Below are 19196 nucleotides of genomic sequence, written 5' to 3' on the forward strand. Positions count from 1 at the left end.
CCAAGCAGCATGACTCCACGCATCGACTCGCATCAGCATTTCTGGCGACCCGCGCGCGGCGACTACGCGTGGCTGCACGCCGATGTGCCCGCCCTCGCGCCGCTGGTGCGCGACTTTCTTCCCGAAGATCTCGCGCCTCTTTTGCAAGCGCACGGCGTCGAGCGAACGGTGCTCGTTCAGGCCGCCGACTCGGAAGCCGAAACGGATTTCATGCTGGAGCTCGCCACCGCGCACGACGTGGTCGGTGGCGTGGTCGGCTGGGTCGATCTGAGCAGCGCCGCGGCGGTGGCCTCGCTCGAGCGCATGGCGCGGCACCCCAAGTTCAAGGGCGTGCGGCCGATGCTGCAAGACCTGGCCGACGACGACTGGATCGCGCGCATGCCGCATCCCGATGCGGTGCAGGCGCTGGTGCGCTTGGGCCTGCGCTTCGATGCGCTGGTGAAGCCGCAGCATCTGCCCTCGCTGATCCGCTTCCTGAAGGAGTGGCCGCAATTGCCCGTGGTGATCGACCATGCCGCCAAGCCGCCGCTGGGTGCGCGCGACAGCGAAGCCTTCGCCACCTGGCGCAAGGACATGAATGCGCTCGCGGCGCTGCCGCAGGTGTGCTGCAAGTTCTCGGGCCTCTGGGGCGAATCGCCACAGGCTGCACACCACGATGTCGACGTGGCGGCGCGCATCGTGCGCCCGGTGTGGGAACACCTGCTCGACGGCTTCGGCCCCTCGCGCCTCATGTGGGGCAGCGACTGGCCGGTGCTCAACCTGGCGGGTGACTACGCGGGCTGGATCGCGGTCAGCCAGGCCTGCATCGGCGGCCTCTCGGCCGGCGAACAGGCGCAAGTCTGGCGGGGCACGGCGCAACGCTTCTATGACCTCCAGCCGGATTGAACGCGCCACCATGCAACCCATCGTCACCATTCGCGATCTCTGCAAATCCTTTGCCGGCGTGCGCGCCCTCGACAAGGCCCAGTTCGACCTGCGGCCCGGCGAGGTGCACGCGCTCATGGGCGAGAACGGCGCAGGCAAATCCACGCTCATGAAGGTGCTGGCCGGCGTCTACAGCAAGGACTCGGGCGAGGTGCTGATCGACGGCCAGCCCGTGGACATCGCGAGCCCGCGCGCAGCGCAGGCGCTGGGCATCGGAATCATCCATCAGGAGCTGAACCTGATGAACCACCTGAGCGCTGCGCAGAACATCTTCATCGGCCGCGAGCCGCGCGGGCGCTTCGGCTTCTTCATCGACGAGGAGGCGATGCGCGCCGAGACACAGCGCATCTTCGATCGCATGAACTTGCGGCTCGACCCGCACACGCCGGTCGGCGAACTCACCGTGGCCAAGCAGCAGATGGTCGAGATCGCGAAGGCGCTCTCGTTCGATTCGCGCGTGCTCATCATGGACGAGCCCACCGCCGCGCTCAACAACGAGGAAGTGGCCGACCTGTTCCGCATCATCGGCCAGCTCAAATCGCAGGGCGTGGCCATCGTCTACATCTCGCACAAGATGGATGAGTTGAAGCGCATTGCCGACCGCGTGACCGTGATGCGCGACGGCCAATACATCGCCACCGTGTCGATGGCCGATACGCCGATGGATTCGCTCATCGCCATGATGGTGGGCCGCCAACTCACCGAGGTGGAGAACGATTTTCCCGACACCTCGGACAACGAGATCGTGCTGGAGGCCCGCGGCATCACGCGCGGCGCGATGGTGCGCGATGCGAGTTTCGTGCTGCGCCGGGGCGAGATCCTGGGCTTTGCGGGGCTCATGGGCGCGGGCCGCACCGAGCTCGCGCGCGCGGTGTTCGGCGCCGACCCCATCGATGCAGGCGAGGTCTTCGTGCGCGGCAAGCGGGTGTCGATCAGGTCGCCCGAGGATGCGGTGTCGCATGGCATCGGCTATCTCTCGGAAGACCGCAAGCATTTCGGCCTGGCCACCGGCATGGATGTGGAAACCAACATCGCGCTGCCGAGCATGAAGAAGTTCGTGTCGATGGGCGTCTTCATCGACCAGGCGGCCATCGAGGCAGCCGGCAAGCGCTACGTGAAGCAGCTCAACATCAAGACGCCCTCGGTGCACCAGCAGGTGCGGCTGCTCTCGGGCGGCAACCAGCAGAAGATCGTGATCGCCAAGTGGCTGCTGCGCGACTGCAGCGTGCTCTTCTTCGACGAACCCACGCGCGGCATCGACGTGGGCGCGAAGGCCGAGATCTATCGCCTGCTCAACGAGCTGGCTGCCGAGGGCAAGGCCATCGTGATCATCTCTTCGGAGTTGCCCGAGATATTGCGCGTGAGCCACCGCGTGCTGGTGATGTGCGAAGGCCGCATCACCGGCGAACTGACGGGGCGCGAAGCCTCGCAGGAAAAGATCATGCAGCTCGCCACCCGGCGCGAAGCTGCAGCCACCGCATGAAGACTGGAGACACGCTTTGACGACCCCCACTGCTACCACCGCCGCCACCGCCACACCTGGCTTCTCGCTGAGGGCGCGGCTCTTTCGCCCCGCCACGCGGCAGAAGCTCCTGGCCTTTGCCAGCCTCATCGCGCTGATGGTGTTCTTCAGCTTCGCTTCGCCGCAGTTTTTGCAGACCGACAACCTCGTGAGCATCCTGCAGTCGACTGCGGTGAACGGCGTGCTGGCCATTGCCTGTACTTTCGTCATCATCACCGCGGGCATCGACCTGTCGGTGGGCACGCTCATGACTTTCTGCGCCGTCATGGCCGGCGTGGTGCTCACCTACATGGGCATGCCGCTCGCGCTCGGCATCGCGGCAGCGATCTTCTTCGGCGCACTGGCCGGCTTCATCTCGGGCGTGCTGATCGCCAAGCTCAAGATCCCGCCCTTCATCGCGACGCTCGGGATGATGATGCTGCTCAAAGGCCTGTCGCTGGTGATTTCGGGCACCAAGCCGATCTACTTCAATGACACGCCGGGCTTCACCGCCATCTCGCAGGATTCGTTGATCGGCGACCTCATTCCGTCGCTGCCGATTCCGAACGCGGTGCTGATCCTGTTCCTGGTGGCCGTGGCCGCGAGCATTTTGCTCAACCGCACGATCCTCGGGCGCTACACCTTCGCACTCGGCAGCAACGAGGAGGCGGTGCGCCTCTCGGGCGTGAACACCAATTTCTGGAAGGTCGTGGTCTACACGGTGAGCGGCGGCATCTGCGGCATCGCGGGTTTGCTGATCGCCTCGCGCCTGAACTCGGCGCAGCCGGCGCTCGGGCAGGGCTACGAGCTCGACGCGATTGCTGCCGTGGTCATCGGCGGCACCTCGCTCAGCGGCGGCACCGGCACCATCGTCGGCACGATCATCGGCGCCTTCATCATGAGCGTGCTGACCAACGGGCTGCGCATTCTTTCGGTCGTGCAGGAGTGGCAAACGGTGATCACGGGCGTGATCATCATCCTGGCCGTGTACGCGGACATCCTGCGCCGCCGCGGCAGCAACAAGCACTGACCCGAATTCCGATTTCCTATTTCTACAACCACAGGAGACCTTTGCATGATTCAACGAAGAGCAGTCACCACCACGCTGGGCGCGGCCCTCATCGGCCTGTCGGGCCTTGCACACGCGCAGCAGGCGCAAGAGATCTACATCCCGCTCGTCTCCAAGGGCTTCCAGCACCAGTTCTGGCAGGCCGTGAAATCGGGCGCCGAGCAGGCCGCGAAGGACTTGAAGGTCAAGGTCACCTTCGAAGGCCCCGAGACCGAGGCGATGGTCGACAAGCAGATCGACATGCTCTCCGCCGCGCTCGCCAAGAAGCCGCAAGCCATCGGCTTCGCAGCACTTGATAGCCAAGCCGCCATTCCGTTGCTGAAGAAGGCGCAGGCCGCGAAGATTCCGGTGGTCGCGTTCGACTCGGGCGTGGACAGCGATATTCCCGTGACCACCACCACGACCGACAACAAGGCCGCCGCGGCGCTGGCCGCCGACAAGATGGCCGAGCTGATCGGCAAGTCGGGCGAGGTGGCGCTCGTGGTGCACGACCAGACCAGCCGCACCGGCGTGGACCGGCGCGATGGGTTCGTGAACCGCATCAAGTCGACCTACCCGAACATCAAGATCGTGAGCGTGCAGTACGGCGGCGGCGACCAGCTGAAGTCGACCGAAATCACCAAGTCGATATTGCAGGCCTCGCCGAACCTCAAGGGCATCTTCGGCGCCAACGAGGGCTCTGCCATCGGCGTGGTCAACGGCGTGAAGGAGATGAAGCGCAACGGCAAGATCGTGATCATCGGCTACGACTCGGGCAAGCAGCAGAAGAACGCCATCGTCGACGGCAGCATGGCCGGCGCGATCACGCAGAACCCCGTGGGCATGGGCTACAAGACCGTGGAGATGGCGGTGAAGGCGATCAAGGGCGAGAAGCTGCCCAAGATCGTGGACACGGGCTTCTTCTGGTACGACAAGACGAACATCACCGACCCGAAGATCGCGGCGGTTCTGTACGACTGATTTCCCTTTTCTCTGAAGACCTCGTTCATGACCATCGTTCGATCCATGCGCGTACTGGACGTGCGCTTTCCCACTTCGCAGCAGCTCGACGGCTCCGACGCGATGAACCCCGACCCGGACTACTCCGCGGCGTACGTCGTGCTGGAGACCGACCAGCCGGGGCTCGAAGGCCACGGCCTGACCTTCACCATCGGCCGCGGCAACGAGATCTGCTGCGCGGCCATCGAGTCGATGCGTCACCTCGTCGTCGGGCTCGACCTGCAGTGGGTGGCCGAGGACATGGGCCGCTTCTGGCGGCACATCACCTCCGACAGCCAGCTGCGCTGGATCGGCCCGGACAAGGGCGCGATCCATCTGGCGACCGGCGCGGTGGTCAATGCGATGTGGGGCCTCTGGGCCAAGTCCGAAGGCAAGCCGGTGTGGCAACTGGTGGCCGACATGAGCCCCGAGGAGCTCGTGCGTTGCATCGACTTTCGCTACATCACCGACTGCATCACGCCTGAAGAGGCGCTGGTGTTGCTGCGCGAAGCCTCTGTCGGCAAGGCCGAACGCATCGCTACGCTGAAGGCCGAGGGCTACCCCTGCTACACCACGTCGGCGGGATGGCTCGGCTACTCCGACGAGAAGCTGCGGCGGCTCGCGCAGGAGGCGGTCGATGCGGGGTTCAATCACATCAAGCTCAAGGTGGGTCGTGACCTGCAGGACGACATCCGGCGGCTGACCGTGGCGCGCGAGGTACTCGGACCCGATCGCCATCTGATGATCGACGCCAACCAGGTGTGGGAGGTCGACCAGGCCATCGACTGGGTGAAGCAGCTCGCGTTCGCCAAGCCCTGGTTCATCGAGGAGCCGACGAGCCCTGACGACGTCGAAGGCCACCGCAAGATCCGCGAAGGCATCGCGCCGGTGGTGAAGGTGGCCACGGGCGAGATGTGCCAGAACCGCATCATGTTCAAGCAGTTCATCATGCGCGGCGCCATCGATGTGGTGCAGATCGATTCATGCCGGCTCGGTGGCGTGAACGAAATCCTCGCGGTGATGCTGATGGCCGCGAAATACAAGCTGCCCGTGTGCCCGCACGCGGGCGGAGTGGGACTGTGCGAGTACGTACAGCATCTGTCGATGATCGACTACCTGTGCATCTCTGGCACGCGCGAAGGGCGGGTGATCGAGTACGTGGACCACCTGCACGAGCATTTCGTCGAGCCCTGCGTGGTGCGCGATGCGGCGTACTTTCCGCCGACGGGAGCGGGCTTCTCGATCACGATGAAGCCGGCATCGCTCGAGCGTTATCGCTTTCGCGGGTAAGTGGACAACAACAGGAAGGGCGTCGCGCGGTCATGGACTTGAATCTGAAAGACAAAGTGGTGCTCGTCACCGGTGGCGGCAGCGGCATCGGTGCAGCCGTTTCGCTCACGCTCGCGCGCGAAGGCGCGGTGCCGGTTATCTGCGGGAAGAATCCGCTGGATGCCGCGTTCGAGGAGGAGCTGCGCGGATTGCAGCCGCGGGCGCGGTTTCTTCAATTCGAACTGATGGAGGAGGCGGCTTGCGGCAAGGCGATAGAAAGCACGGTCGCGGAGTTCGGGCGCATCGATGGGCTGGTCAACAACGCGGGCGTGAACGACAGCGTGGGGCTCGAAGCGGGGCGCGAAGCGTTCATCGCGTCGCTGGACCGCAACCTCATCCACTACTACGTGATGGCGCATTTCTGCCTGCCGCACTTGAAGGCGAGCCGCGGGGCCATCGTGAATATCTCGTCGAAGACTGCGCTGACGGGGCAGGGCAATACCAGCGGCTACACCGCAGCCAAGGGCGCGCAGTTGTCGCTGACGCGCGAGTGGGCTGCGTCGTTGCTGGAGGATGGCGTGCGCGTCAACGCGGTGATTCCCGCCGAGGTGATGACGCCGCTGTACCAGCGCTGGATATCGGCCTTCGACGAGCCCGACCGCAAGCTCGCGACGATCACCGACAAGATTCCGCTGGGGCGGCGGATGACGACGCCGCAGGAGATTGCGAATTCCGTGGTGTTCCTGCTGTCCGATACGGCTTCTTCGCACACGACGGGGCAGTGGGTGTTCGTGGACGGCGGGTATACGCATCTGGATCGGGCGCTGACCTGATCTCTCATCGCTCTCCTTTTCTTCTGCCCACTACTGCATCGACCGACCCATGCGCCACTGCCTTGCCCTCGACCTGAAAGACGACCCGGTACTGATCGCCGAGTACGAGGCCTATCACCGCAACATCTGGCCCGAGGTGCGTGCGCATCTGCATGCGCATGGCGTGACGGGGATGGAGATCTACCGGCTCGGCACACGGATGGTGATGCTGATGGAGACGGACGACGCGCGGTATGACGCGGAGGCGATGGCGCTTGCATCGCAGAACGATCCGAAGATCCGGGAATGGGAGGATCTGATGTGGAAGTTTCAGGCGCCTACGCCTTGGACGCCTGAAGGGGAGAAGTGGGTGGGGATGGAGCGGATCTTCGAGCTGTAACGAAGAACGGACCCCGAAGGGTCCGCTTGTTGAGAGACCGACCGCCCGTTTATTTGGGCGAGTAGGTCATCTTCGTCACGAGCTTCGACGATTTTGCATCGCTGCCCTTGAGCAGTTGGCCTCGATAGGGGCCTTCGGCAGCCAGCCAGAGCTCTTGGGTCGCATCCTTTGTGATCACCGAGGCACCGACTGTGATCTTCAGCGAAAGCTTGCAGGTATCGAAAGTGCCCAGTGGTGTTTCCAGCTTCTCGCGGCCGTGATAAATCAGCTCGCCAGTGGCGGGGATGGAGGTCGAAGATTCGCTGCGCCCATTGACAGTGCTGCTTTTGGTGATCGAGGATTTCTGGTTGACTACTTGACCAGGCTTCATGTCGACTGGAAAGGAGAACGGCGGCTCGAAAACCTGGGAAGTAAAAACGACCAGATCTTTGAGGAAACCGGGAGGAAGCGTAGCCGCAAAATCCGGATCGATCGTCTGTTTGTAAGTCGAGGACTTGCCGTAAAGCAGGATGCTCCCACCGACAAGATCCTTGTACTCTTTCTTGACGGTGCTCCGCTGCGTTCGCATGACATGGACCGTTTCGGATCCGACATTGACGGCGATTGGATTGGCGCCGGCAAACACTTCGCGACCCTCGGTCACGCTCCTTCTGTAGAAGGACGCGGACTCTTTGCCAGCTCCCGGCTTCGCTCCCTCGAACTCGACCGTTGTTCCTTCGCGGAAATCAGCTTCATTGAAGCAGGGTGCCGAGTTGTCCGCCACCGGCGCTGGCGGCTGTGGTGCTGGCGTGGATTCTGGTGCCGGTGCAATTGGCAAGATGGGAAATCCGCCGCCGCCTCCACCACCACCGCCACATGCAGAGATTGCTACAGCAGCAGCGGCAATCGCCAGCAGCCGAAAACGCGGCAAGTTATTGAAATTGGTCTTCTTCAAAATCGCTCCCTTTTTAAGTGAGCCGCGATTATTGGAGATTGCCTTTCAAATCGAGGGTGGATTACAGTGATCGCGCTATATCGGCTGATGCGCTGGGAAATACTTCACAAATTCACAGCCGCTTCCTAAGAAGTCTTCAATGATCGTGATGCAGGTAGCTCGCCTGTCTCGGAAGGCGCAGGCTGACGAGGAACGCAATCACCATCATCCCGCTCACGTACCAGAAGAACGCCGACTCGTGCCCCAGTGACTTGAGCCCCAGCGCCACATACTCCGCCGACCCGCCGAAGATCGCATTGGCCACGGCGTAGGCCAAGCCAACACCGAGCGCCCGCACCTCGGGCGGAAACATCTCCGCCTTCACGATCCCGCTGATCGACGTGTAGAAGCTCACGATCGCCAGCGCCACGATGATCAGCACGAAGGCCAGCACGGGGCTCGTCGTGTGCTGCAGGGCAGTAAGGATCGGCACGGTCGCAAGCGCACCGAGGCCACCGAACAGCAGCATGTTGTTGCGCCGCCCGATGCGGTCCGACAGCGCGCCGAAGACCGGCTGCATGCACATGTAGACGAACAGCGCGCCGGTCATCACATAGCTTGCCGTCTTGATCGGCAGGTGCACCGTGTTCACCAGGTACTTCTGCATGTAGGTGGTGAAGGTGTAGAAGATCAGCGAGCCGCCGGCCGTGTATCCCAGCACCGTCAAGAACGCGGGCGTGTGGTGCTTGAAGAGCCCTGCCATGCTGCCGGCCTCCTTGTTGGCCTTGGCTTCGGCGCTCTGCGTTTCATGCAGCGTGCGGCGCAGCAGCAGCGCGACGACCGCGGCGATGGCGCCGATCACGAACGGAATGCGCCAGCCCCACGACTTGAGTTCGGCCTCGGTGAGCAACTGCTCGAGCACCACGATCACGAGCACCGCGAGCAGTTGCCCGCCTATCAGCGTGACGTACTGGAACGACGAGAAGAAGCCGCGCTGTCCGCGCAACGCGACCTCGCTCATGTAGGTCGCCGTGGTGCCGTATTCGCCACCGACCGAGAGGCCCTGGAACAGGCGGCACACCAGCAGCAGGAACGGTGCCCACGCACCGATCTGCGCGTAGGTCGGCAGGCACGCGATGACGAACGAGCCTCCGCACATCATCGTCACGGAGATCAGCATCGAGGTCTTGCGCCCGAGCCGGTCGGCCACGCGGCCGAAGAGCCAGCCGCCGATGGGCCGCATGAGGAAGCCGGCCGCGAACACGCCGGCCGTGTTGAGCAACTGCGCGGTGGGGTCCGACTTGGGGAAGAAGGCCGGCGCGAAATAGAGCGCCGAGAACGCGTAGACGTAGAAGTCGAACCACTCGACCAAGTTGCCCGACGAGGCCGCCATGATGGCGAAGACGCGGTGCCGTTTTTCTTCGGCGGTGTAGTGCGGGGGCGAAGAGGGTGAGGCCGTCTGGCCTCCTTGAGTGGGCGTGACTGCGCTCATGGTGGCTGTGCCGCCATGCAGGGCGGCTGTGTTGTTGTCTGCTGCAACATTCTGTCCCGCACGCCCGCTGCGCGTGTCAGCAGGCGCCGCATCCACCTGCCGTCGAAGTGGCCTTGTCGGCCCTGCCTCTTACCTGTCTCTTTCTTCTTTTCAGAAGGTGCCGGGCAGCAGGATGCCGGAGTTGACCGTGTCGATCTGCGTGTGGCCGCAGAAGGCCATGGTGATGTCCAGTTCCTTGTGGATGATCTGCAGCGCGCGGGTCACGCCCTCTTGCCCGTGGGCACCGAGGCCGTAGAGAAAGCTGCGGCCGATCATCGTGCCGCGCGCGCCGAGCGCGCGGGCCTTGAGCACGTCCTGTCCGCTGCGGATGCCGCCGTCCATCCACACCTCGATCTCGCTGCCCACCGCTTCGACGATGGCCGGCAGGGCGGCGATGGAGGAGGGCGCGCCGTCGAGCTGGCGGCCGCCGTGGTTCGACACGATGAGCGCATCGGCGCCGCTGCTCGCCGCGAGGCGTGCGTCTTCCACGTCCATGATGCCCTTCAGGATGAGCTTGCCGCCCCAGAGCTTCTTGATCCACTCCACGTCGGCCCAGCTCAACGCGGGGTCGAACTGTTCGGCGGTCCACGAAGAGAGCGACGACAAGTCCTTCACGCCCTTGGCATGGCCCGCGATGTTGCCGAAGGTGCGGCGCTTCGTGCCCAGCATGCCCATGCACCAGCGCGGCTTGGTCGCGAGGTTGATGAGGTTCTCGATCGTGGGCTTGGGCGGCGCGGTGAGACCGTTCTTGATGTCCTTGTGACGCTGGCCGAGGATCTGCAGGTCCAGCGTGAGCTGCAGCGCCGTCACGTTGGCGGCCTTGGCGCGTTCGATCAGGCGCTCGATGAAGTCGCGGTCCTTCATCACGTAGAGCTGGAACCAGAAGGGATGGCGGTCGGTGTTTTCGGCGATGTCTTCCAGCGAGCAGATGCTCATGGTCGAGAGCGTGAACGGAATGCCGAAGGCCTTGGCCGCGCGGGCGCCGAGGATCTCGCCATCGGCGTGCTGCATGCCGGTGAGGCCGGTGGGCGCGATGGCGACGGGCATCGCCACGTCCTGGCCGATCATGGTGGTGCGCGTGGAGCGGCCTTCCATGTTCACAGCCACGCGCTGGCGCAGCTTGATCTTCTGGAAGTCGCTCTCGTTGGCGCGGTAGGTGCCCTCGGTCCACGCGCCGGAGTCGGCGTAGTCGTAGAACATCTTCGGCACGCGCCGCTTGGCGATCACCCGCAGGTCTTCGATGTTGGTGATCTTGGAAAGGTCGGCCACGGGGGAGTCTCCTGGGTTGTCTCTGTTTGTTCGATCGCGCGAGCGGGGATTATGGGCAGGCTCCGCCGCGGGCCGAGTGTGGCGTCCGAAACGGACCCTCATCTGAAAAATACCCGGGCCGTGCCTGAAAAGAATTCAGCCGGCCGGGCCGTCGATCAATCCATCAGTCCCGCAGCGCCTGCCGCAGCCATTCGACGAAGGTCGCGCACTCCCAGCGCTCCATCGCTCCCGGCCGCCAGCAAAGGAAGTAGGCGTTGGGCGAGGGCACGCTCTCGGCCGAGAGCCGTACCAGGCGCCCGTTCTCCAGCCACGCGCTGCCCAGCTTCAGGTGCATGAGCACCACGCCGAAGTCTTCGGCCGCCGCGTCGAGCGCCAGGCCCAGGTCGTTGAACTGATGGCCCGTGGCCGGCTCCGGCAGGCCGATGCCGTGCGCCTTGAACCAGGTGCGCCACGATTCGAGCGGCGTGCGCAGCAGTTGCACGCGCGAGACCTCCGCATCGGTCGCGAAGCCCTCGAACGGCCCGTGACGCTGCAGGTATGCCGGACTGCAGGCGGGCGCCACGTCGTCGGCCAGCAACTGGCAGAACTCGCGGTCGTGAAAAGGTCCGGTGCCGAAGCGCAGCTCCAGGTCGGCTTCTTCGGCCGTCATGTTGCGCACCGGCATGGTCACCTGCAGCATCAGTTCGATGTTCGGATAGGCATCGCGAAACCGCGCGAGCCGCGGCAGCAGCATCTGGCGGGAGAACGTGGGCGTCACCGCCACGCGCAGGCGCCGCACCTGCGATGCGGGCTCGCGGCCGGGCACCTGCTGCAGCGCCGCAATGGCCTCGCGCACGCGGGCGAGATACGCCACGCCATCGGCGCTCAGGCCGAAGTCGCTGCCGGTGAAGAGCTTGAGTTCGAGCTGCGTCTCCAGCTGCCGGATGCGGTGGCTTACTGCGCTGGGCGTCACGCTGAGTTCTTCGGCCGCAAGGTTCACGCTGCGCAGCCGCGCGACGGCCTCGAAGGCCTGCAGGCCCTGGGTCGAGGGGAGTCGCGTGGATGCCATGTGCTGTTGCGTGCCGGGGGGTAGGATGTTAGCGAATCGCTGTCGGTGGCTCGTGGCGTCGTTCTCGTTTGTCTTGTGTTGCCTTCGGCGATTTTTCGGTGCGTTCCGCACACCGTCTCATAACCAAATCCAACAGGAGACAAACCCATGGTCTGGCAACAGGTCTACAACCCGTTCGGCAATATGGTGGTATCGACGGCACTGGCCGCGATACCGGTGGTGGTCATGCTCGTGTGCCTCGGGCTCTTGCACGTGAAGGCGCATTACGCGGCGGGGCTCGGCCTGCTGAGCGCCGTGCTCATCGCGGTCTTCGCCTTCGGCATGCCGGCCGACATGGCGGGCAAGGCGGCCTTTCTCGGCGGCATCACGGGCCTGCTGCCCATCGGCTGGATCGTGCTGAACATCATCTTCCTGCAGCAGCTCACTCAGCAGAACGGCAGCTTCCAGATATTGCAGGACTCGATCGCCGGCATCACCGAAGACAGGCGCCTGCAGTTGCTGCTCATCGCCTTTGCCTTCGGCGCTTTCTTCGAGGGCGCGGCGGGCTTCGGCACGCCGGTGGCGGTGACGGCGGCGATCCTCATCGGCCTGGGCTTCTCGCCGCTCGCGGCCTCGGGGCTCTCGCTCATCGCCAACACCGCGCCGGTGGCCTTCGGTGCGCTGGGCACGCCGGTCATCACGCTGGCCAAGGTGCATGGCTACGACCTCATGGCCGTCACCGCGATGATCGGGCGGCAGCTGCCGTTCTTCTCGCTGCTGGTGCCGTTCTGGCTCATCTGGGCGTTCGCGGGGCGCAAGGGAATGATGGAGGTGTGGCCGGCCATTCTGGTGACGGGCCTGTCGTTCGCGATCCCGCAGTTCCTGGTGTCGAACTACATCGGCCCCGAGCTGGTGGACATCATCGCGGCCATCGTCTCGATGGTGTGCCTGGTGCTCTTTTTGCGCGTGTGGAAACCCAAGACCGTGTGGACCTCGGTCTCGCTCAAGGGCCACGAGAAAGACGGCGGCGAGGCCGGCCCCGCGGTCGCGCCGAAGAAGCATTCGAGCGCCGACATCGTGCGCGCCTGGACGCCGTGGCTCATCCTCACAGTGTTCGTCTTCATCTGGGGCCTGCCGGTGGTCAAGACCTGGCTCAACGGCATCTTTGCGCCCAACTTCCCCATCGACGGTCTGCACAACATGATCGAGAAGGTGGCGCCGGTGGTGCCCAAGCCGACGAAGGAGGGCGCGGCGTACCAGCTGCTGCTGCTCTCGGCCACGGGCACCGGCATTCTGGTGGCGGCCCTCGTGGGCGGGCTGGTGATGAAGTACAACCCGGTCCAGCTCGTCGCCGCCTACGGCCGCACGCTGTGGCTGGTGAAGTTCTCGCTGCTCACCATCATGCTGATGCTCGCGCTCGGCACGCTCACGCGCTACTCGGGGCTCGATACGACGCTGGGCCTGGCCTTTGCCAACACGGGCGTGTTCTACCCATTCTTCGGCACGCTGATGGGCTGGCTGGGCGTGGCGCTCACGGGCTCGGACACCGCATCGAACGTGCTCTTCGGGGGCATGCAGAAGGTCGCGGCCGACCAACTGGGCCTGAGCCCCAACCTCATGGGCGCGGCCAACAGCTCGGGCGGCGTGATGGGCAAGATGATCGATGCGCAGTCGATCGTGGTCGCCTCCACCGCCACGCGCTGGTTCAACCACGAGGGCGAGATCCTGCGCTACGTGTTCTTCCACTCCATCGCGCTGGCGTGCCTCGTCGGCTTCTACGTGACGCTGCAGGCCTATGTGTGGCCGTTCACGCTGATGGTCGTGAAGTAGTTTGTTCGGCGGAGGCCACCAGAGCCTCCAGCAGCCGTCGCAGGTCTTCGACTGCTTCGCGCGCCAATGCGGCATCGCCCATCTGGGCCTTGATGATGGCGCCGTCGATGCCGATGCCTGCAGCCTGCGCGAGCGCCGTGCGCGCGGGCAGTTGCGAAGGCAAGAGGCCCGCGATCACCTCGACCATTTCGCGCTTGTGCTCGCGCGCACGCTCCAGCGCACCTTGCACGCTGCCGCCTACTTCGGCCGTCGCGTTGATGAACGCGCAGCCGCGAAACACCGGATCGGCGAACCACTCGGCCATCACGTCGGCCAGCAGCAGCAGGGCGTGGGCGTCGCCCGCGCGTTCATGCGCGCCGCGTCGTCCCAGCGCATCGACGAACCATGCCATCCACCGCGTGTGCCGGTGGTCGAGAAACTCGCGCACCAGGTCGTCCTTGGAGGGGAAGTGCCGGTAGAAGGTGACCTTGGTGACGCCCGAGGCGGCGATCACTCGGTCGATGCCGGTGGCGCGGATGCCGTCGCGATAGAAGAGGTCGTGCGAAGTGATGAGGATGCGCTCGCGCGCGGGCAGTGCCGAGATGTCCATGGTGCGATTGTAGGCATGTAGACAGACCTGTCTACTTTGTGGCACATTGCGGCCCTCGACAACTCCTCAACCATCGAAAGACTCTTCATGGAATCCCGCCCGCCGCTGCCGCCCTTCACCCTCGAGACCGCGACCAAGAAGGTCCAGGCCGCCGAAGACGCCTGGAACACCCGCGACCCGGTTCGCGTGAGCCTGGCTTACACGCCCGACACCGAGTGGCGCAACCGCGCCGACTTCGTCAACGGCCGCGAGCAGGTGGTGGAGTTCCTCACCCGCAAGTGGGAGCGCGAGCACGACTACCGTTTGAAGAAGACGCTCTGGGCCTTCATGGACAACCGCATCGCGGTGCGCTTCGAGTACGAATGGCACGACGCCGCGGGCCAGTGGTTCCGCAGCCACGGCAACGAGAACTGGGAGTTCAACGAGAAGGGTCTGATGCAGAAGCGCTACGCGAGCATCAACGACCAGCCGATCGCGGAGTCGGAGCGCAAGTTCCGCTGGGATCGCGCGTAACCGGTCATGGCTTGAATGGGCACAGGTGTTGCTTGCCTGTACCCATTCAACAAAGAAGGAGCGCGCATGAACCGCAACGACGTCACCGAGAAGATCATCACCGTGAAGGTGTCCAAGGGCATCCAGTGGGCCGACGTGGCCAAAAAAGTCGGCCAGTCGAAGGAATGGACCACCGCCGCCTGCCTCGGCCAGATGACGCTCGACGACAAGCAGGCCAAGGTCATCGGCAAGATCTTCGGCCTCACCGCGGAAGAGCAGAAGTGGCTCCAGCTCGTGCCCTACAAGGGCTCGCTGCCCACGCCCGTGCCGACCGATCCGCTCATCTACCGCTGGTACGAAATCGTGAGCGTGTACGGCACCACCATCAAGGAGCTGATCCACGAGGAGTTCGGCGACGGCATCATGAGCGCGATCGACTTCAGCATGGACATCCAGCGCCAGGCCGACCCGAAGGGCGACCGCGTCAACGTGGTGCTGTCGGGCAAGTTCCTGCCGTACAAGACCTACTGACGCGGCCGCAGTTCGCCGAGTTCGCCGGCTGGCCGATCACCACGCGTGCTCGGCCGGCCTCGACACCGTGCCCGGCCGCACCGGCATCGTGATGCCGTATCCCTCGATGGCGCCGGCCACCGATCGCGCGACGCTCTCGGCCGGCGAGGCAAGGCGCCGCCGCGTGTGCATGCGCTCGAAGCGGTAGCTCGCGGCGAGGCGCTCGGCCAGCGGGTCGCTGAAGCCAGTCACGTCGGGGCTCACGACCGTGACGTGCAGGTGGCCCGCATGCTCCTGGCGCAGCCCCTCGGAGATCGCGTTCACCGCGTACTGCGTGCCGTGGTACACGGCCGACTCCGGCGTCACGCCCTGCACGGCCACGGGCGCCACGTTCACGATGTGGCCCCAGCCCTGCAACTGCATCGTCGGCAGCACGGCGGCCACGCCGAGCAGCACGCCGCGCAGGTTCACGTCGATCATGAGTTCCCACTCCTCGATCTTGCGGTTCCACAGCGGCGACATCGGCATCACGCCCGCCGCGTTGACCAGCACGTCGATCTGGCCGTGCGTGTCGAAGGCGAACTCGGCAAAGGCTTCCACGCTGGGCCGATGCGTCACGTCGAGATGCTGGAAGCTCGCCGAGCCGCCCGTAGCGTTGATCTCGGCCGCAAGGGCTTCAAGCTTGTCGGTGCGCCGCGCCCCGAGCACCACGCTGGCACCACGCCGCGCCAGCAGCCGCGCGGTGGCCTCGCCGATCCCGCTGCTCGCACCGGTGATGAGGACGACTTTTTCCTGGATTGCGCTCATACAAAACTCCTCGTGCTGGTTGGTGGACCATGGCGCAAAGGGCGCGCCGGGCATGAAGAGAAGTTTCGTGCGGATGAGGGTTGGAGCGGTATCCGGATTGAACGGGGTTCTTGCCTGATTCTGCGAAATGGGTGAGCACTGGCAGGTAATCGGTGCATTGAATTGAATCGTCACCGCTACAGTTGCGTTGCAAGCTTGGGCGAGCCATCGCGTACCGACAACAAGGAAGAAACTGCTTCCTTGTTACCACCGCTCTTCAATAGAGGAGTGTTTGACATCTTCCTCAGTCTCAACATGCCTAGATTTCTCGCGTTGATCCTCGTCGCAGTCTTGATGGTCGGGTGCGCGGCAGAACCAGAGGTTCCGGATGTGTCGCCCAGAGAGTTTTGGGTTGCTGGGCCAATTCAACTCAAATACGCTGTGACGGGGCAGTACCAATCTTCTCCTATGCGCGGCGTCAATGGTGAACTGGTCTGGTGGCAGAACGGCTACGGTTATGACGCCCAACTGACGTTCGAGGTGCTTCGCAACACAATCCTGAATCAGCGCAGCACGGGTCGAATCGGGCCATCGGGGATCGAGCCGGAAAAGTATTCCGAAGGCCGCAAAGACGAGTCAATAACGCGTTTTTTGCGCGATCAAGAGAAAATCGTATTCAGTAGCAACGCACCAAGCGCGCAGTTGAGGGGTGGCGCGCAGGACCGCTTGAGCGTCATGATGCAACTCGGTGCCATCCTGAAGGCGAACCCGGCACGCTATCCAAGTGGCGCACTGATCTCGATTCAAACAGCCGGACTGCGTGATGCTGGTGTCTGGGTCTTCGTGATCGGCGAGGACGAAAAAATGACGCTCCCAGTCGGTGAAATTGTTGTGCGCAAACTTACCCGCAGTTCCCGAAGCGATGTCGACAACAAGCTCGAACTCTGGCTTGCCCCGACCTACGGCTACCTGCCCGCACGATTCAGGCAGACAAGAGCCAACGGCGATTTCGCCGATGCTCAGTTGCGCGCTGTTCCAGCAACTAAGGCGCAGTGAAATGCCAACCTTTCGTCAAAGCTCATCGGATCTCGGCACGAGAGCCTTAAATTACCGCTAGCGAAGACCTTCGAAAAATCCGAAGTACGCTAACGCAGGCCTTCTATCAGTTTTGTGTGCTTGTTGACGTATGCCTTGCCGAATCCCTGCGTTTGATTGACGCGAGCCAACCCCACCGCTACATTCCAGTCGCCTCGTGATGAGCGAGGCCGGGTTTGACAGCCTGAAAGAACCGCGGTGAAAGCCGCACACCCGCAATGGTTTGCGGCTTTTGCCATTCCGGCTTCCTTTTTAGGCGGCTCGGATGGGAGGGCTCGCGCCCTGCCGGTTTCGCCTAGCGGTTCCCGGTCTGTCAACCCGTTCGAGCCGCCGCCTTCGTTTGACAGCGAATGCAGCGGTTGTAGCAAAGCTGAACCGACAGGGAGGGCCAACATGGCCGAGTCATCAAGCACTGCGCATGACAGTGCGGAGTTCAAACCCTTTGTGTGGAATCCCTTGCAGGGGCTCGACCACAAGGAGCGGCGATACGCCTTGTTCCTCAACGATGCGCGCGACGTGGTGCAGGGGGCGCACACGCTGATGGAGTTGCTCGCGTGGGATGAAGATCGACGCGACGAAGCGCATTCATCGAACGGCCCCGCCCCGGTGCCGCTGTTCGGCGCGGCCGATCGCGCATCGCTTCAGCGGCTGGCAATCGCCTCGCTCGGCATGTTGCACGCGGATATCGAATGCCAATGCGAGGGCTTGGAAAAAGCGCGCTGACGGGAGATCAGTTCGTGGAAATCGACCGGATCGCACGCTGGAAGGCACTCGACACCTTGGGCAGTTCCACAAGGGCGCGTTCGTTGCCGAAAGGACGGTCGATTGCAGGGCGCGCGACTTGATAGTCCATCTTCACACCGCCATCGAGGAAAGACCGTGCCTCGCTGCGAGGGAAAAGTCCCATGTCGGTTTTCAGACCCGCGGCCAGGTGGCGTTTGACGTCTCGCATGTCTACACCGTAAGCCCCAGTCTCCTCGACGCGGACTCTCTCGGCGCGGGCCGGTGCGAGCAGCGTTTCGACGAGGACGTTTTGCTCGCTCGACTGCGGGGCGGTTGCTTCGACGGCATGCGCCGAGGAAGCGCCCAACAGGAGCGTACCCAGACAGAAAGCCAACGTCTTGCGCGGAAAGATGAACTGAAAAATCATGGTGACATTCCCTTTTTTGGAACTGCTTTCGATACCGGGTGAGACTTTACCGTCCCTTCGAGACCGCGGGACATTGCCATCTTCGGCGGCAGCCGGTCAGCCGACAAGCCCCTTCAGCTCGCCGCTGTCGATGAGCTTCTTCAGATCCGAAGCACCCCCCACCAGCGTGCCCTTCACGAACACCATCGGAAACGTGGGCCAGCCGGTCCACATCTTGAGCGCGTTGCGGTCGCGCCATTGGCTCAGGTAGTTGCCGTACTCGAGGTACTTGTACGGCTGCCCGATCGCGTCGAGCGCCTTGCGCGCCTGCTTCGGATGCGGGTTGATGCCCATGCCCACCACGACCACATCGTTGGCTGCAATGGCCGCCATGACCTCGCGGACGATGGTCTGGCGGCTCTCGGCGACCTTGTTGCGGATGGCGGGGTGGATGCGGGCTTCTTCGAGAACGGGACGGGGCATGGGGGCCTTTCATTGGTTCGCGTGACTGTAAGTGCCCGGCGCTCCGTCGGCGTTCTGCCCGTTCCTTGGCACTCGGGCCGCAAGCTGGTGAAGAATGGGCACTGGCGAAGGCACCGGTCCGGTCCGCCTTCGTCGTCCGATCCTTTCGAGAACGTTGCGTTGAACCCTGATCCCAAGCCCCTGTCGCCCCTTGCACGCGTGCTGCTGCATTGCTTCGCGGTGCTGTGCCTCGTCCTCGGGCTCGTCGGCGTGGTGCTTCCCGGCATGCCGACGACCGTGTTCATCCTGATGGCCGCATGGGCGGCGGCGCGCAGTTCGCCGCGCCTTCACGCGTGGCTGCGCAATCACCGCATCTTCGGCCCGCTGCTTCGCAACTGGGAGAACGGCCGCTCCGTGAGCCGCCGCGCGAAGTGGAGCGCGACCATCACCATGGCGGTCTGCGCCGTCATCGTGTCGTTCACTGCCCATCGCGTGTGGATGGCCGCGCTGGCCATCGGGTGCATGGCGGTCGTGCTGGCGTGGCTGTGGTCGCGTCCGTTGCCGCCTGCGCAGCAGCAGTGATGCGCCGCGATGCAGTGCTTCGTCGCAT

General features: G+C 64.0%; 21 protein-coding genes. 13 read left to right on the forward strand and 8 right to left on the reverse strand.

What is annotated here, in order from left to right:
- Nucleotides 1–9 precede the first annotated feature (9 nt).
- Genes VARPA_RS07165 through VARPA_RS07195 form a run of 7 tightly spaced genes read left to right on the forward strand, consistent with a single transcriptional unit; the run spans nt 10 to nt 6953 of the window.
- Nucleotides 10–885, forward strand: coding sequence for an amidohydrolase family protein (locus tag VARPA_RS07165; protein WP_013539892.1), 876 nt, complete (start codon nt 10–12; stop codon nt 883–885).
- Between the two features lie 10 nt (nt 886–895).
- A complete protein-coding gene (locus VARPA_RS07170; RefSeq protein ID WP_013539893.1) occupies nt 896–2407 on the forward strand; it encodes a sugar ABC transporter ATP-binding protein in 1512 nt (503 codons plus the stop codon).
- A gap of 16 nt (nt 2408–2423) precedes the next feature.
- Nucleotides 2424–3455 carry an ABC transporter permease gene (locus VARPA_RS07175; protein ID WP_013539894.1) on the forward strand — a complete coding sequence of 344 codons (1032 nt, stop codon included), beginning with the start codon at nt 2424–2426 and terminating at the stop codon, nt 3453–3455.
- A gap of 45 nt (nt 3456–3500) precedes the next feature.
- A complete protein-coding gene (locus VARPA_RS07180; protein ID WP_013539895.1) occupies nt 3501–4454 on the forward strand; it encodes an ABC transporter substrate-binding protein in 954 nt (317 codons plus the stop codon).
- Nucleotides 4455–4481: 27 nt separating this feature from the next.
- Nucleotides 4482–5762, forward strand: a complete 1281-nt coding sequence (locus VARPA_RS07185; RefSeq protein ID WP_013539896.1) for an L-fuconate dehydratase — start codon at nt 4482–4484, stop codon at nt 5760–5762.
- 32 nt (nt 5763–5794) lie between these two features.
- Entirely contained in the window at nt 5795–6574 is a 780-nt protein-coding gene (locus tag VARPA_RS07190) for an SDR family oxidoreductase (protein WP_013539897.1), read from the forward strand.
- A 49-nt stretch (nt 6575–6623) separates the two neighbouring features.
- The gene (locus VARPA_RS07195) at nt 6624–6953 is read left to right on the forward strand and encodes an L-rhamnose mutarotase (protein ID WP_013539898.1); all 330 of its coding nucleotides are present in this window, start codon (nt 6624–6626) and stop codon (nt 6951–6953) included.
- A gap of 49 nt (nt 6954–7002) precedes the next feature.
- Here VARPA_RS07195 and VARPA_RS07200 read toward each other — a convergent pair whose 3' ends face one another.
- The 4 genes from VARPA_RS07200 to VARPA_RS07215 form a co-directional block, all read right to left on the reverse strand.
- Nucleotides 7003–7887, reverse strand: a complete 885-nt coding sequence (locus VARPA_RS07200) for a DUF3108 domain-containing protein (protein WP_144298951.1) — start codon at nt 7885–7887, stop codon at nt 7003–7005.
- A 136-nt stretch (nt 7888–8023) separates the two neighbouring features.
- Entirely contained in the window at nt 8024–9358 is a 1335-nt protein-coding gene (locus VARPA_RS07205; RefSeq protein ID WP_013539900.1) for an MFS family transporter, read from the reverse strand.
- Nucleotides 9359–9508: 150 nt separating this feature from the next.
- Nucleotides 9509–10666, reverse strand: coding sequence for an alpha-hydroxy acid oxidase (locus VARPA_RS07210; protein WP_013539901.1), 1158 nt, complete (start codon nt 10664–10666; stop codon nt 9509–9511).
- 163 nt (nt 10667–10829) lie between these two features.
- Nucleotides 10830–11714, reverse strand: a complete 885-nt coding sequence (locus VARPA_RS07215; RefSeq protein WP_013539902.1) for a LysR substrate-binding domain-containing protein — start codon at nt 11712–11714, stop codon at nt 10830–10832.
- Nucleotides 11715–11861: 147 nt separating this feature from the next.
- Here VARPA_RS07215 and VARPA_RS07220 point away from each other — a divergent pair, with 147 nt between their 5' ends.
- Nucleotides 11862–13523 carry an L-lactate permease gene (locus VARPA_RS07220; RefSeq protein ID WP_013539903.1) on the forward strand — a complete coding sequence of 554 codons (1662 nt, stop codon included), beginning with the start codon at nt 11862–11864 and terminating at the stop codon, nt 13521–13523.
- On the opposite strand, the gene VARPA_RS07225 is transcribed toward VARPA_RS07220, so the two are convergent.
- A complete protein-coding gene (locus VARPA_RS07225) occupies nt 13501–14112 on the reverse strand; it encodes a TetR/AcrR family transcriptional regulator (protein ID WP_013539904.1) in 612 nt (203 codons plus the stop codon). The two genes, VARPA_RS07220 and VARPA_RS07225, sit on opposite strands and share 23 nt — an antisense overlap.
- Before the next feature lie 87 nt (nt 14113–14199).
- Here VARPA_RS07225 and VARPA_RS07230 point away from each other — a divergent pair, with 87 nt between their 5' ends.
- Together VARPA_RS07230 and cynS are read left to right on the forward strand one after the other, a co-directional pair.
- The gene (locus VARPA_RS07230; RefSeq protein ID WP_013539905.1) at nt 14200–14625 is read left to right on the forward strand and encodes a DUF1348 family protein; all 426 of its coding nucleotides are present in this window, start codon (nt 14200–14202) and stop codon (nt 14623–14625) included.
- A 66-nt stretch (nt 14626–14691) separates the two neighbouring features.
- Entirely contained in the window at nt 14692–15135 is a 444-nt protein-coding gene (gene cynS, locus VARPA_RS07235; RefSeq protein ID WP_013539906.1) for a cyanase, read from the forward strand.
- 36 nt (nt 15136–15171) lie between these two features.
- On the opposite strand, the gene VARPA_RS07240 is transcribed toward cynS, so the two are convergent.
- The gene (locus VARPA_RS07240) at nt 15172–15921 is read right to left on the reverse strand and encodes an SDR family oxidoreductase (RefSeq protein ID WP_013539907.1); all 750 of its coding nucleotides are present in this window, start codon (nt 15919–15921) and stop codon (nt 15172–15174) included.
- A gap of 267 nt (nt 15922–16188) precedes the next feature.
- Between VARPA_RS07240 and VARPA_RS07245 the strand changes: the two genes are divergently transcribed.
- Both VARPA_RS07245 and VARPA_RS07250 read left to right on the forward strand, forming a co-directional pair.
- On the forward strand, nt 16189–16956 hold the full coding sequence (locus tag VARPA_RS07245) for a DUF3108 domain-containing protein (protein ID WP_049794346.1): 768 nt from the start codon (nt 16189–16191) through the stop codon (nt 16954–16956).
- 432 nt (nt 16957–17388) lie between these two features.
- Nucleotides 17389–17718, forward strand: a complete 330-nt coding sequence (locus VARPA_RS07250; protein ID WP_013539908.1) for a hypothetical protein — start codon at nt 17389–17391, stop codon at nt 17716–17718.
- A 7-nt stretch (nt 17719–17725) separates the two neighbouring features.
- Here VARPA_RS07250 and VARPA_RS07255 read toward each other — a convergent pair whose 3' ends face one another.
- Both VARPA_RS07255 and VARPA_RS07260 read right to left on the reverse strand, forming a co-directional pair.
- Nucleotides 17726–18145 (reverse strand): hypothetical protein, encoded by a 420-nt coding sequence (locus VARPA_RS07255; RefSeq protein WP_013539909.1) that lies wholly within the window; start codon nt 18143–18145, stop codon nt 17726–17728.
- A gap of 96 nt (nt 18146–18241) precedes the next feature.
- A complete protein-coding gene (locus tag VARPA_RS07260; protein ID WP_013539910.1) occupies nt 18242–18607 on the reverse strand; it encodes a glutaredoxin domain-containing protein in 366 nt (121 codons plus the stop codon).
- Nucleotides 18608–18766: 159 nt separating this feature from the next.
- Here VARPA_RS07260 and VARPA_RS07265 point away from each other — a divergent pair, with 159 nt between their 5' ends.
- On the forward strand, nt 18767–19168 hold the full coding sequence (locus VARPA_RS07265; RefSeq protein WP_013539911.1) for a YbaN family protein: 402 nt from the start codon (nt 18767–18769) through the stop codon (nt 19166–19168).
- Nucleotides 19169–19196: the final 28 nt, after the last annotated feature.

Source organism: Variovorax paradoxus EPS, from assembly GCF_000184745.1.
Taxonomy (GTDB): domain Bacteria; phylum Pseudomonadota; class Gammaproteobacteria; order Burkholderiales; family Burkholderiaceae_C; genus Variovorax; species Variovorax paradoxus_C.

Excerpts from the sequence above, each read along its gene's own strand:
- VARPA_RS07250 (WP_013539908.1), top strand. The coding sequence starts at position 17,389 with ATGGCCGAGTCATCAAGCACTGCGCATGACAGTGCGGAGTTCAAACCC.
- VARPA_RS07190 (WP_013539897.1), top strand. The coding sequence starts at position 5,795 with ATGGACTTGAATCTGAAAGACAAAGTGGTGCTCGTCACCGGTGGCGGC.
- VARPA_RS07170 (WP_013539893.1), top strand. The coding sequence starts at position 896 with ATGCAACCCATCGTCACCATTCGCGATCTCTGCAAATCCTTTGCCGGC.
- VARPA_RS07240 (WP_013539907.1), bottom strand. The coding sequence starts at position 15,921 with ATGAGCGCAATCCAGGAAAAAGTCGTCCTCATCACCGGTGCGAGCAGC.
- cynS (WP_013539906.1), top strand. The coding sequence starts at position 14,692 with ATGAACCGCAACGACGTCACCGAGAAGATCATCACCGTGAAGGTGTCC.
- VARPA_RS07180 (WP_013539895.1), top strand. The coding sequence starts at position 3,501 with ATGATTCAACGAAGAGCAGTCACCACCACGCTGGGCGCGGCCCTCATC.
- VARPA_RS07230 (WP_013539905.1), top strand. The coding sequence starts at position 14,200 with ATGGAATCCCGCCCGCCGCTGCCGCCCTTCACCCTCGAGACCGCGACC.
- VARPA_RS07185 (WP_013539896.1), top strand. The coding sequence starts at position 4,482 with ATGACCATCGTTCGATCCATGCGCGTACTGGACGTGCGCTTTCCCACT.
- VARPA_RS07260 (WP_013539910.1), bottom strand. The coding sequence starts at position 18,607 with ATGCCCCGTCCCGTTCTCGAAGAAGCCCGCATCCACCCCGCCATCCGC.
- VARPA_RS07220 (WP_013539903.1), top strand. The coding sequence starts at position 11,862 with ATGGTCTGGCAACAGGTCTACAACCCGTTCGGCAATATGGTGGTATCG.
- VARPA_RS07225 (WP_013539904.1), bottom strand. The coding sequence starts at position 14,112 with ATGGACATCTCGGCACTGCCCGCGCGCGAGCGCATCCTCATCACTTCG.
- VARPA_RS07195 (WP_013539898.1), top strand. The coding sequence starts at position 6,624 with ATGCGCCACTGCCTTGCCCTCGACCTGAAAGACGACCCGGTACTGATC.
- VARPA_RS07165 (WP_013539892.1), top strand. The coding sequence starts at position 10 with ATGACTCCACGCATCGACTCGCATCAGCATTTCTGGCGACCCGCGCGC.
- VARPA_RS07205 (WP_013539900.1), bottom strand. The coding sequence starts at position 9,358 with ATGAGCGCAGTCACGCCCACTCAAGGAGGCCAGACGGCCTCACCCTCT.
- VARPA_RS07255 (WP_013539909.1), bottom strand. The coding sequence starts at position 18,145 with ATGATTTTTCAGTTCATCTTTCCGCGCAAGACGTTGGCTTTCTGTCTG.
- VARPA_RS07215 (WP_013539902.1), bottom strand. The coding sequence starts at position 11,714 with ATGGCATCCACGCGACTCCCCTCGACCCAGGGCCTGCAGGCCTTCGAG.